The following is a 13249-nucleotide window of genomic DNA, read 5'->3' on the forward strand; positions in this document are numbered from 1 at the left end:
GGCATTTATTATATTAGCACCTTAATTTCTTTTCGTCAACTCTTTTTTCGCTTTTTTCTTCTTTTTCTACAACTCTTCGCTCCTATGATCTTGTCCCGTGAACAAGCAACATTAGCATTATATACCATTTCCCCTGCTTTGAAAAATCGCAGCAATAAAAAGTGGCATATCCCTTAGTAAAACTGTATGACTGAATATGCCACTGATTCTGATACATCTTTGCCTGAATCACATATACAATCTTAAGAACAGCAGCAGCAGGAAACCTGGTATTCCAAGTATTCCGACTGTAAGAATAGAGCCGGGATTTATCCCGATTGTAATTCCTATGTAATGCCCGACGAGATTGAAAATAATGAGCCCGACAGTACCCGCGATACATGCCATGCAAATTTTCAGTAGTTTTTTTAACGGATTTGCAAATACTGCAAATATGAAAACAATGATAATGAAGCCGAAAATATAAGCGGTTATTGTCTGAAAGCTAACTCCGAATATCAATTTATCACCTCCGGAGCAAAATAAAGTAGGTATCCATATAAAATACCTACTATTAATATATATCCTTTTTTTGTTATTATGATAAAATTGCGTATTAAAGTGATGTAAAGTTTATATACTTTATATTTCTTTCCTTTGCTAATTTCATAAGATAAGAAATTCTTAATTTTATCGCATATTGCTCATAAATTGCATACTCTATAAGATCAGGATCATTTGCATTATCAAACAGCTTCTCTATAGCCTCCAGATCTTGATTCGCTTCTTTTACAGCCTCCACTATTCTTTCAGGTTCATCTGTCTTCGATAAACCATAATTTGCATCTCTCTTTGCAAATAATGATTTTAGTAATCCGCTCAAGCCTTTGCTTTCAGGCAATCCCAAGGATAAATTGTCCATACATATACCTCCAAATAGTTCTAAATGCTCCCAACGATCAAAATTGAAATCGTGGGCTTTTAGTTAAGCCGATTGTAAATTATAAGGCTTGTTCCCTTGCTGGCAACAATATGATTTAATTATGCAGAAAATACACATTACAAATTAAAGTTTTAATATTATCTGCCAGCAACTATCGGAAGCTTTATTTTATATATATGCTATTAAAGATACAAAATAAACTATGATTTACATAAAAAAACAAGGAGTATAAAAATATAATTTATTTAGCATATAGCATATATTATGCACATCGCTTCCATTTAACCATCAACCTTATTTTGCTAAATTGTTATATTATGTTTATATCCTAATTTTACATTTTTATACTTCTCGTTTTACGCAAATATTAAATTTACACATTTTTATTATAGATACCACTGTATTTCGGTATACGATATGGATCTTTTGAAAGCAAAGCCCTAACCTAATATAGATTTTATAATGTCCTTTCGCTAATCAATTTTTTATACCATAGGGCACTGTCTTTTAAAATCCTTTTCTGTGTTTTATAATCTACATAAACAATGCCAAAGCGTTTTGAATACCCATAGGCCCATTCGAAATTATCCATAAGCGACCACAGGAAATAACCTTTAAGGTTTCCCCCCTCTTCAATAAATCGACCCGCATTATGCAGATGTTCCTTAAGATATTCTACTCTTTCAGGGTCATGCACGTGACTATCAGTGGAAACCTTATCCTTAAATGCAGCACCGTTTTCTGTTATATACAAAGGAAGCTTACCTGTATATTCATTTTTGAGCCTTGTCAGGAGCAGATACAGCGACTCGGGGCTTATCTCCCAACCCATATCCGTCTTTTTGCCAGGTCCTTCCGAGAACTTAACATTAAACATCCCATCATTACCCTTTTCAACTATTGCTCTTGAATAATAATTGATGCCCAGAAAATCAACTTGCTGAGAGATAGTTTTAAGGTCGCCATTTCTTACGAAATCAAGCTCTCCGAAAATATCACCGATAAGCTTTTCTATATCCTTCGGATAAGCGCCTTTAAAAACAGGATCAAGGAACCATCTGTTTGAACATCCATCAGCTAGAACAGCAGCCTCTTTATCATCTTTGCTGTCAGTCTTTGGATATACAGGCGTAAGATTCAAGGTAATCCCAATTTTTGAATCATTTATGTTTAATTCTCTAAATGCATCTATGGCAGTTCCATGGGATAATAAAAGGTGATGGGCTGCAGTTAAAGCCTCTTTAAAATCCTTATGGCCCGGTGCATGAGCTCCTGTATAATATCCGAGAAATGAAGAACACCACGGCTCATTAAGGGTTATCCACATATCGATATATGACCCGAGCTCAGAAAACAGCTTTTCTGCATATTCTCCGTACCAATTTACAACATCCCTGTTAAGCCACCCTCCAATATCATCAAGCCACTGCGGAAGATCCCAGTGATAAATTGTAGCACATGGTTTTATGCCATTATTCAATAGTTCATCTACAAGCCTTTTATAAAAATCCAGTCCCTTTTGATTAAACTCTCCTTTTTGGGGGAATATCCTCGGCCATGCGATAGAAAATCTGTACGCATTTACACCTATGTCTTTCATCATTGAAACATCTTGCTTATATCTGTGATAGTGGTCGCAGGCAACGTCACCCGTAGCTCCGTTTAAAACCTTGCCTTCCTTTCTGCAAAATGTATCCCAGATGGACATGCCTCTTCCATCTTCATTATATGCTCCTTCCACCTGATATGATGCTGTGGCGGTTCCAAAGAGAAAATCTTTATCAAACTTTACCATTATTTCCCCTCCATATAATAAATTTGTCTAACCAATAAAATAATACCATATATTTATTTGACAATAAAGAATATTTTACCAGTACCTCGGTCAGGGTACATATTTTATATTTGAAGAATATTATTTCAATCGCTAAGCTCACAGTCTTAAGAGTCTGTAAACTTGTTCAGGACAGAATCAAAGTTTCAGTAAAGATAGACTTGCCATATTTGTGCTAAATTGTTAGAATTAATTAATAAATGATAATCGGAACCATACTTTTGCTCTCCGGGGTCAGCCTCATAAAAAGATGAAATGGAGTACTCCATTTCATCTTTTTACGGGAATCAGTTTACCACTTTCTTCCCGGATCTTCTGACATGTTGTTAACAGTTCCCTGAGGATAAAATACATTGACATGATCTACTCGGGGATCCGGATTATTTTTTGTTTCCTGTGGAAATATGAATTTAAGCTTATATTTGGAATTCATGACGTATCCTATTATATGCTCTTTATTGTAAATCTGGTCATATGCCGGCTTTCCAAGAACGCCTTCCACCTTTTTTAATGTTAATGTCTTAAGTCTGCTGTCATATGATCTCGATTCAAATATCTGTGAACCCTTATTAAACCCAAATACCACACCTTTCTTTTCATATGTGACATAAGTCCCCTTAGCTGATCCAACATAATCCTGGCTGTCAGGTTTCCCTAACTTTTTCATCATATCTTCGATTACAGTCTTGCCTGCAATGGCGTCGCTGTTTATAATCTTTCCATCCTTTGCCAGTTTAACAATAGTATCTATTAACTGTTTTTGAGTATCAACAACGGTTTTTTTGCTGTCATTTGAAATTTGCTGATTGTTATCCGCGTCTTTATTATTAGCCGTATTTTCATCATTCTGGGAAGTTCCGCTGTTTATATCTATTTCCGACTGGTTTTCACCGTTTTTATCCGTGCTATTATCATACTGATTCTGGTTCTCAATCTGCTGCTCGTTCTTTTTACTATCAATGACTTTTTTTGCATTGGTCAAGCCTACATACCCGATCACTAACGCGAGTATTATCGCAAGTATTGACCATAAAACAGACTTATTTTTAAACATCGATATCATAATTATTCTCCTTTTGATTTCGGATTTGCTTGCAATCCCGGCTGTGCCTGGTATTAAACCTCTATTTCCTGCCATTTGGGCAAGCTTTATTATGGTTTCTCCATATTTTTTCCATTCGTTTCCCCTTATATGATCTAAAACGTATTCATCACAGGCGATTTCCGAATCCTGCCTCATCTTGTGAAAAGCATACCAGATGACAGGATTAAACCAGTTTATAGCCTGCAAAACCAATATCAGCCAGTTTATCAATATATCCATTCGCCTGTAATGTGACAGTTCATGAATGAATACATATTTTATATCATTGGCGGACAATTTATCAAGCAGTCCATATGGTATCAGTATTCTGGGTTTGAAAATGCCCGTAATCGATGGTGTCATGACATCATCCGAAAAAATAACAGGTATATTGGCATCGATCCCCATATATTTTTTACAATCATTCAGTATTTCATTATTCTGTTGATCTTCAAGCATTATATTTGCTTTGGTGCTTTTAGTGAACCTCATATAAACGCTTATTGTCCATATTAAAAATATCAAAACTCCAATGATCCAGACAATACTTAAAATGTCATATATATAAAGGTTTTCAGCACTTTTATTTTCTATGCCGTCATCATGAGAAGACATATTATATGAACTTCGTATATTATCCGGAACAACATCGATATTTTCAGGATTCGAATCCCTGTTTATATATGTCCCGACATCATAGGATGCAGGCTTTAATAAATTATATATGCTGAAGTTGCTTTCAGGAAAATATGGCACCATAAGCCTTATAATCAAAATAAACCATATGAGATAATGCCATTTTGCCCTGAACTTTTGTCTGAATATTGCCTTTACTACAATAATCAATGCTGCAATAATGCTTCCCATCAGTGAAAGCGAAAGCACTTCCCTGAATACTGCCACAAAAATCATATACATCACCTGCTATTTTTTGTTTTTTCATCAAGGATTCCTTTAAGTTCATTGATTTCATCCTGCGAAAGCTTATCATCCTTTATAAAATTTGCAATTAACATGCGCAGTGAACCGCCGTAAACTTTCTTTAAAAACGTATTCGTTTCTTTCTTTACACATTCGTCTTCGGCAACCAACGGATAGTATTCATAAAATGCCGAACCCTTTAAAGCTCTGACCGCCCCTTTTTTCACCAACCTGTTTATAAGGGTATGAATGGTCTTAGGGCTCCATTTTGTGCTCTTTTTCAATTCTTTGATTATTTCAGACGCTGTAAGACGCGGCCTTTTCCATAAAACTTTCATAACCTGCCATTCTGCATCCGATATTTGAGGTAATTCATTCATCTTTATTTATTCTCCTTTGATCTATTCCATAATGTGGTTAAAAATATGCTATAGCTCTGTTAAAAGGTATGCCTTTCTTAACAGAGAGCCTGATAATATATTCTTGTAATTATATATTACATTTGTAATCTCTAAATGTAAAGTGTTATCGTGTTTATTTCTGAAAAATATTATGAACAAGGGACCCGCAGATACCGTTAGCACATATTCTTTTGAACTTCATAAAATATTATTATGTAAAAGAAATAGACTTCATATATCGTTATAAACGGGAGATGCTTATTATGTGCGGCATTACAGGATGGGTCAGTTTTAAAGAAAATATAAAAAATAATTTTAAAATAATAGAGGCTATGACGGATACATTAAAAAAAAGAGGACCTGATGATGCGGGAACATTCTTATCACCTCGCTGCCTGTTCGGGCACAGAAGGCTCATAGTCGTAGATCCGTCAGGCGGCAGGCAGCCTATGACAAAAGTAAAGGGTAAAAGCTCATATACATTAGTATACAATGGAGAACTATATAACACTGAAGAGTTAAGGCATGAACTGCTGAAAAAAGGATACTGTTTTGATTCTTATTCGGATACGGAAGTCCTTTTGACATCATATATCGAATGGGGGACAGAGTGTGTAAAAAAGTTCAATGGCATATTTGCATTCGGCATATGGGATGATACAAAACAAATGTTATTTTTAGCAAGGGATCCTCTCGGCGTTAAACCCCTCTTTTATTCATTCATAAATGGTGATTTGATTTTCGGATCGGAAATAAAGACGCTGCTTGCGCATCCTGACGTAGAGCCGGTTATAGACGGCGAAGGGCTTATGGAGGTATTCGGGCTCGGACCTGCAAGATCCCCGGGATCCGGCGTGTTTAAGTATATAAAAGAGATAAAGCCCGGCTTTTATCTTACATTTGAAAGATCAGGCATCAAACTCAACGAATACTGGAAATTAGAAAGCAAACCTTATGATGAAAAACTTGATTTTACCATAGAGAAATTAAGAAGCCTTATAATCGATGCAATCGAAAGGCAGCTTACAGCTGATGTACCCGTCTGCACATTTCTTTCAGGAGGACTGGATTCAAGCGCAATATCGCAAATAGCAGCAAACACATTTAAGAAGCAGAATAAGGGCCCCCTCGATACGTATTCTATAGACTATCAGTTCAACGACATATATTTTAAGCCTGACGAATACCAGCCCAATACCGATTCGGATTATGCATATAAGATGGCAAAGCATATCAACAGCGATCATCATAATGTGATAATCAAAACGCCGGAGCTTATCTCAGCGCTTAAAGATGCCGTAATCGCATATGACCTTCCCGGTATGGCGGATATAGATTCATCCCTATACCTTTTCTGCAGGGAGATAAGGAAAAAAGAAACAGTCGCGCTGTCGGGAGAGTGCGCAGATGAAATATTTGGGGGATATCCATGGTACAGAAAAAAGGAAGATATATATTCCGGTACATTCCCATGGTCAAATGCCATTAAGGAAAGAAGAGAACTTTTGTCCCCTGAATTTAGAAACCTTCCGTTAGAATCCTATGTAAAGGATAAATATGATGAAACAATTAATGAAGTGGATCATATTGACGGAGAATCCGAGTATGAAAGGCGCATGAAGGAAGTCTTTTACCTTAATCTGAAGTGGTTTATGATAACGCTCTTAAACAGAAAAGACAGGATGAGCATGTCAAACAGCTTGGAAGTAAGGGTACCATATGCGGACTACAGGATTGTGGAATATGCATACAATATACCCGCATCCATAAAACTCCTATATGGCAGGGAAAAGGGACTTTTAAGAGAATCATTAAAAGGCCTTCTTCCGGAAGAAATAGTCCTCAGGAAAAAAAGCCCCTACCCCAAAACCCATGTGCCTGCATATACCGAGGGCGTGCAAAAATGGGCACGTGATATTTTAAATGATAAAAGATCGCCTATTTTGCAGGTCATAAATATAGAAAAATTTAAAGATATAATCGAAAGCGGCGGCCGATCCTTTAAAAAGCCATGGTTTGGCCAGCTTATGAGAGGGCCTCAGCTTATAGCATACCTTATAGAGGTAGATACATGGATGAGGGAATATAAAGTAAAAATAGAATGATTCTGCCGTGAAAACGCTCGCGATGGCGGTATATGTAAATCTTAAGAATATTTATTTCAATCGCCAAACCCACAATCTGAAAAATCTGTAAGCTTATGTTTTTTGAGCAACAAATTATAGTATTCAAAAAACATAAGCTTACATTATGAATAAAATAACTTCTATGAACCCGTTGATTTATAATGCCTGACCCCAATACGCCATAAAATATAACTTGGTATCAAAAAAAGCATAGAAATAACGGGGGAAAGCATATAAAATAGACCATAACCTTTATTTTTGCCGATTATATATAAAAACGGATAATAATTTATAAATGCAATTGGCACAACAAATGTAAAAAACTTAATCACCCAATCTTTATATATATCCAGAGGATATTGTGCAAGTTCTCTGCCGCCATCGGTGAATATGTTCATGAATTCAAGCCCTTCCAGGGTGAAAAAGCATATGGCCGCATATATCATGAACAATCCGAAAAACAGGCAGATTCCTCCTACGATCATCAATAGCAGTGTCACTACCTTATCAATGCTCCAATATACCCTGCTTGATGATATCGCATATATGAGCACAATAAATGCCTGGATTAGCCGCCCTATCCTTGTAAATTCGATTCGCGAACCTACAATCTGAAGGATTTCATTCCTTGGTCTTACCATAATCCTGTCAAATTCGCCATTTGATATTATCCCTGAAAATGTATCGAATCCTCTTCCAAAACATTCTGCTATCGCAAATGACATGAAAATGGTACTGAAGCACAGCAATACTTCATTGAATGTATAACCCTTTATACTCCCGAATCTGTCGAAAAGAAAGTACATACTCAGAAAAGAAAAAAATGTCGTCAGTCCCGTCCCAATCGAAGTAAGAAAAAATGAAGTCTTATATTGCATAACCGAACGCAAATGAATCGAAAAATATTTAAAATAAAGCTTCAATTTCTATCCTCCCTGTACAACCACATTTTTTAAAGCTCTTGACATCAATATTTTGCCAATGGCCACGAGAATTACAGCCCACGCTGCCTGTAATAAGACGGCCAAAGCCGCCTTATCCGCCGGAATATTGCCGCTGTAGATGCGAAATGGTACATTTTGCATAGCTGCAAAAGGTGAAAAATCTATGTACTTTGTTAACCAATCGGGCAATAATGGCAGAGGTATCAATCCGCCCGAAAGAAAGTCCGCTATCATAACCAGCGTGATGCGGGCACCCACAGGTGAAATAGTATAAAAGGTAAATATATAGACAAGCATACAATAAGCTACGACTACAATCAGCGCCAATGCCATCGATACAATAAACAGAATTGCAAAAATCCAGGAATATGGCATGCCGAGTTTATATGGTTCCGGTAAAACAAACGCGGCGATAAGTATGGGAAAGCATCTAAGCGCAGCTCTTGAAAGCCTGTATGCGCAACTCTTTGTAAACCACATATTATATATGTCAAGTGGTCTGCACAGTTCATATGAAACATTGCCGCTCGTTATCAAATTAAAAATATCGTTATCCACAAACCACGTCATATAAAGGGCCAGAAAAGCTTGCTGAAGCCATATATAGCTTGAAAGCTGGTCAAACGGCATCGGGACGATTCCGGGATTGCTTTTATAAAAAGCCTGATATAGCATTATAAACATGAAGCCCCATGCAAATTGCGTCGCTATTCCGGCATATGCTGCCGTTCTATATTGCAGTCCGTTTATAAACCTTATCCTGAAAAAAGATATGTACGCCTTCATAATCTATACTCCTTATAGAGCCTGACTACAATGTCGTCCATAGTCGCCGTATCCACTGTAAAGTCCGTAATATCTACTTTTTCCGCAAGATATGATATAGCCGATGATACTGATATCTCTACAGTATCGATATGGATTACAGCATGTCCCTCATATTTCTCGACGTATGCCATTCCCTCAGGCAATTGGTTTAAATCGCCTGCATAATCAATAGTTATTGTTTTAATACGATTGAATCTCAATTTCAAATCATCTATATTGCCGTCAAGCAGTACCCGTCCCTTGCCTATAAGTATAATCCTTTTGGTCAATGCTTCTATATCCTGTGTATCGTGAGTCGTGAGAATGACCGTGGTTTTGTTTTCTTTATTTATATCTTTGATAAATTCTCTTACAGCAATCTTTGAAACCGCATCAAGACCGATAGTAGGTTCATCTAAAAACAATATTTTCGGGCTGTGCAAAAGCGATGCGGCTATTTCGCATCTCATACGCTGACCAAGGCTTAGCTGACGCGTCGGCATCTTGATTATGTCTCCTATATCGAGGAGTTCTACAAGTTTCTTAACGTTTCTCCTGTACTTATTTTCAGGTATGTTATATATATCTCTGATAAGTTCAAATGAATCTGCAACAGGTACATCCCACCACAGTTGGGAGCGCTGCCCGAATACTACACCGATCTCCCTTACATGATTGATCCGGTCTTTCCATGGAACTCTGCCGTTGATAATGCATTCGCCCTTATCAGGATATAGTATACCGCTCATAATCTTGATTGTCGTGCTTTTTCCAGCTCCGTTCGGCCCTATATAACCGACCATCTCTCCATCTTCTATAGTAAACGATACATCATCGAGAGCATGTATTATGCTGTATTGACGCTTAAAAAGCGACTTTACGGCTTTCTTTAGCCCCGGGTTTCTCCGGGCAACCTTAAAAGTTTTGGATATCCCCCTTAACTCGATCACCACTTCACCCCATTTTTATTCTGTAATATTTAAGTTGAACTTACTTTTTATGAGCACCTCATCGGCCAAATCCAAGTTCTGCTTGCTCCAGTTGCTTTGCAGGATTCCTGTAAAAATACAGTTTGCCGTTTTCCAGGGACGACTCAATAATGTCCTTTCCTCTAAGGTATGTTAAAAAAGCCGATATTGATGAAAAATATATGAAGTACTGCCTAAACCTTAACGGAAGGTCATTTATTATTATTAAATTTTCCAGCAACTCTTCCCTCGTCAATGGCTGCTCCAATAGTTCCACTATCTGTTTGCTGGATTCAGCAATGTTTTCCATGTTCTTATCCGCCAGGGCTATTGTCTCTTCTTTATTCAGGACTCTTTCGGCATGACCCGGTATAAAATAATCCGCATCGATATTTTTAATGAATTCCAGTGTTTTTATACTCTCTCCAATATCAAATAAATATGGAAGGGAATATTTGTTCATTATGCTCTCGCTGAATATGCCATCGCCTAGGAAGCATACCCTGTCACCTGTAATTATGCCTATCTGGTCTACAGAATGGCCCTTAAGGGGTATTATCTCAAATTTCTCGTTATCGATCTTATTTACCCCATCATCTAAAATATAATCGACAATAAAACTTTTATTTACTGCATCTAAATCTTTTATGGGCTTTGACGAGAATAATATAGTTTCTTTTAGTTCCGGATTTTCTATATATATTTTTTCACCCTTTGAAGAATAAACGATAGATCCAGGATAATTATTCTGAAAATAAAGATTCCCTCCACAGTGATCCATATGGCTGTGGGTATTTATAATATATTTTACGCGCAGGTTATTTCCTTTTAAAACATCATCGATCTTCTTCGATTGGCTGTTATTGATGCCTGTATCAACTAAAAGGCAGTATTTATCTTTAAATGCATAGACTCCCACATTTGTAGCTGTATTGATAAAATAAGTATTCCCGTTAACTTTGGCAAGTTCCATGATATATACCCCTTTTAACTTGTTTAGAATATCTACATTATAGCATATCAATTTTAACATGATCGCCATAAATGGATACGCCAAAATTATTGGCTTTGGAGTATGCCGCCACTTAAATAAATGAACCCCAATTTAAATTCCGGGCTTTTCTGTAAAGGTTGCGGTCCTTTCTTGTTACCGTGACATTTTTTAACCCTTCAGGAGTGCATATTTTAAAACTCATGTACCCCTTTCGTATCTGAGGGTGCCGCAATATTATGCCCCTGTTGTCAACTGTCCTGTTTCTTGCCATACACACAAAAGAGAACTTCTCATCCTCATATGCGAGTTCTCCCCCCTTGACAAACCTATGCAGGCGGGAACGTGAAATCCTCTGGCAAAAGTGGCACCAATCGCTATCATCTATCGGGCAGATTTTATTATGGGGGCATGGCGCAATCATTTTTGCCCCTGATTTTAACAACAAATCTCTTGCCCTATTTATCCTTGAAAATCCCTCAGGCGTACCGGGCTCGATTATGACAAGCATATCTCTTGTGCTATTCCAGCATTTGTTTATGAATTCATCATTATTTTTAATCGGCAATTCTCCAAGTACATATGATGCGACAACAAGATCGTACTGCTGTATATTTTTCGCATGTAAAATATCGGCTTTTATCCATTTTGCCTCCCGCAGCAGATTTAAATCGGAATGCGATGCAAGCCTCTTTCCGATGTTTATCATGCACTCTTCGCGTTCAAGAAGCGTAAGCTCCTCAAGATGTGGCCATATCAAAGCAGTTCCCCACATTGCTGTACCGGGACCTGCACCTATATCAAGAAATGTCCCGGGATTATACGCTGGAAGCAGGCTTTTTACTTTTGTCAGTACCGAATATATGGCTGCATATGTTCCGGGAAGCCTGTATACCGCATATGCTATGGCATAATCAGTGGAATTTAAAAACTTCCCGTTGGGGAGGGCCCTTCCCATCCGGTATCTATCTGAAAGATCCTTAACCAGAGCAGCAATTTTTTTGACCGGTACCGACGCTGCTTCGTTTTCTATCGCAATCTGCAATTCGAGCGGAAGCTCCATATAATATATTCTCCTTATCATATCTTAAGGAATGCATCAAATTCAAAAATAAACACCTATCCCTTAATTTTTATATTTTTGAGCATAAATTGCGGCTTATTCAATTTATGCCGCACCCTTTCCTTTATATTCCTTTCGGATCTGCCATAATAGTTTGTGCCCCATACACCTGCCAATATCATTATACCGCCCAGTATATGAAACCAGTAAAAGCTTTCGTGATTTATGAAAATACCGGCAAAAACCGAGACTATGGTCGTTAAGTTTGCAAATACTGCTGCCTGGCTTGCCGGCAGCTTTGCCAGCATAAAATTATGTAATATATAGGCCATAACTGATGAGAGCACCCCCAAATACACGACCGGTATTATCACATTATAATTGTTTATATCTTTTAAGTATCCCATAAGGGTATTATTGTTTATTCTCTGGATTATATCCACCACATTAAAAAATATCGCCCCAATCCACATCATCACAAATGTTATCTCAAATGGCGTAAAACTTTCCGATAATTTTCTTGATAAAACGCTGTAAGATCCCGCCGATATGACAGCCCCCAGCAAAAATACAAATCCAACAGGCCTTGAAACCCCACCTTCATATCCGTCCAATAAAACTATGACTGCGACTCCTGCTATAGATAATATTATAAATAATATCTGATAAAAATTAGTCCTTTCCTTCAAATATATCGAAGCAAATATTGTTACGACTACAGGGATCAACGCTATCATCAAACCTGATAAAGACGATGTCGTATTTTTTATTCCATAAGTTTCACATATAAAATAAATTACAGGTTCACATAACGATAGCAATATTACACCAGATAAATTTTTCCCCCTGTAACTTAGTTTGATGAATCCCACTGCCCACAGGATAGTCATAATGAGCGCCGCCGTCGAAAACCTATATGCTATTAAATCCATCGGGTTGACCATCTTAAGTCCAATCGATGTAAACAAAAAAGAAAATCCAAAAATAAGCGATGTAAATACACCCGCAAGATACGGCAAAAACTTCTTCAATTCCAATCAAATGCCTCCAATTTAAGCAAAAATAAAATACCAATATCAATTATATTACACTGCGAATTAAAATAAAAGGAAACTGCGATCCTTACCGTTTTCTTCAATTCGCAATTTGAAATCAGGCATAAATAGGATTATGTTATTTTGAGCGACG

Annotated in this window: 12 protein-coding genes; 1 reads left to right on the forward strand and 11 read right to left on the reverse strand. The window is 37.2% G+C overall.

Annotation, left to right across the window (positions count from 1 at the left end; translation table 11 throughout):
- Positions 1-228: 228 nt before the first annotated feature.
- The 5 genes from QME45_13145 to QME45_13165 form a co-directional block, all read right to left on the reverse strand.
- On the reverse strand, positions 229-501 hold the full coding sequence (locus QME45_13145) for a pro-sigmaK processing inhibitor BofA family protein (protein ID MDI6619591.1): 273 nt from the start codon (positions 499-501) through the stop codon (positions 229-231).
- 94 nt (positions 502-595) lie between these two features.
- Entirely contained in the window at positions 596-901 is a 306-nt protein-coding gene (locus tag QME45_13150; protein MDI6619592.1) for a DUF2508 family protein, read from the reverse strand.
- 478 nt (positions 902-1379) lie between these two features.
- Positions 1380-2717: a GH1 family beta-glucosidase gene (locus QME45_13155; protein MDI6619593.1), complete on the reverse strand. Its 1338-nt coding sequence runs from the start codon at positions 2715-2717 to the stop codon at positions 1380-1382.
- Positions 2718-3048: 331 nt separating this feature from the next.
- Positions 3049-4752 carry a M56 family metallopeptidase gene (locus tag QME45_13160; protein MDI6619594.1) on the reverse strand — a complete coding sequence of 568 codons (1704 nt, stop codon included), beginning with the start codon at positions 4750-4752 and terminating at the stop codon, positions 3049-3051.
- Between the two features lie 5 nt (positions 4753-4757).
- Positions 4758-5141: a BlaI/MecI/CopY family transcriptional regulator gene (locus tag QME45_13165; GenBank protein MDI6619595.1), complete on the reverse strand. Its 384-nt coding sequence runs from the start codon at positions 5139-5141 to the stop codon at positions 4758-4760.
- Positions 5142-5425: 284 nt separating this feature from the next.
- On the opposite strand from QME45_13165, the gene asnB reads away from it, so the two are divergent.
- A complete protein-coding gene (asnB, locus tag QME45_13170) occupies positions 5426-7267 on the forward strand; it encodes an asparagine synthase (glutamine-hydrolyzing) (protein ID MDI6619596.1) in 1842 nt (613 codons plus the stop codon).
- A 161-nt stretch (positions 7268-7428) separates the two neighbouring features.
- On the opposite strand, the gene QME45_13175 is transcribed toward asnB, so the two are convergent.
- From QME45_13175 to QME45_13200, 6 genes are all read right to left on the reverse strand, one after another.
- A complete protein-coding gene (locus tag QME45_13175; protein MDI6619597.1) occupies positions 7429-8211 on the reverse strand; it encodes an ABC-2 family transporter protein in 783 nt (260 codons plus the stop codon).
- Positions 8212-8214: 3 nt separating this feature from the next.
- Positions 8215-9018, reverse strand: coding sequence for an ABC transporter permease (locus QME45_13180; GenBank protein MDI6619598.1), 804 nt, complete (start codon positions 9016-9018; stop codon positions 8215-8217).
- Positions 9015-9989 (reverse strand): ATP-binding cassette domain-containing protein, encoded by a 975-nt coding sequence (locus tag QME45_13185; GenBank protein ID MDI6619599.1) that lies wholly within the window; start codon positions 9987-9989, stop codon positions 9015-9017. The genes QME45_13180 and QME45_13185 overlap by 4 nt, the downstream gene beginning before the upstream one ends.
- Positions 9990-10047: 58 nt before the next feature.
- Positions 10048-10980 carry an MBL fold metallo-hydrolase gene (locus tag QME45_13190; protein ID MDI6619600.1) on the reverse strand — a complete coding sequence of 311 codons (933 nt, stop codon included), beginning with the start codon at positions 10978-10980 and terminating at the stop codon, positions 10048-10050.
- Positions 10981-11092: 112 nt separating this feature from the next.
- Positions 11093-12061 carry a small ribosomal subunit Rsm22 family protein gene (locus tag QME45_13195; GenBank protein MDI6619601.1) on the reverse strand — a complete coding sequence of 323 codons (969 nt, stop codon included), beginning with the start codon at positions 12059-12061 and terminating at the stop codon, positions 11093-11095.
- Positions 12062-12117: 56 nt separating this feature from the next.
- A complete protein-coding gene (locus tag QME45_13200) occupies positions 12118-13098 on the reverse strand; it encodes a DMT family transporter (protein ID MDI6619602.1) in 981 nt (326 codons plus the stop codon).
- Between the last annotated feature and the right edge of the window lie 151 nt (positions 13099-13249).

This window comes from Clostridiales bacterium (assembly GCA_030016385.1).
Taxonomy (GTDB): Bacteria; Bacillota; Clostridia; order Clostridiales; family Oxobacteraceae; genus JASEJN01.

Coding starts and splice junctions, on each gene's coding strand:
- QME45_13195 (MDI6619601.1), bottom strand. CDS start 12,061: ATGGAGCTTCCGCTCGAATTGCAGATTGCGATAGAAAACGAAGCAGCG.
- QME45_13165 (MDI6619595.1), bottom strand. CDS start 5,141: ATGAATGAATTACCTCAAATATCGGATGCAGAATGGCAGGTTATGAAA.
- QME45_13155 (MDI6619593.1), bottom strand. CDS start 2,717: ATGGTAAAGTTTGATAAAGATTTTCTCTTTGGAACCGCCACAGCATCA.
- QME45_13160 (MDI6619594.1), bottom strand. CDS start 4,752: ATGATTTTTGTGGCAGTATTCAGGGAAGTGCTTTCGCTTTCACTGATG.
- asnB (MDI6619596.1), top strand. CDS start 5,426: ATGTGCGGCATTACAGGATGGGTCAGTTTTAAAGAAAATATAAAAAAT.
- QME45_13180 (MDI6619598.1), bottom strand. CDS start 9,018: ATGAAGGCGTACATATCTTTTTTCAGGATAAGGTTTATAAACGGACTG.
- QME45_13190 (MDI6619600.1), bottom strand. CDS start 10,980: ATGGAACTTGCCAAAGTTAACGGGAATACTTATTTTATCAATACAGCT.
- QME45_13150 (MDI6619592.1), bottom strand. CDS start 901: ATGGACAATTTATCCTTGGGATTGCCTGAAAGCAAAGGCTTGAGCGGA.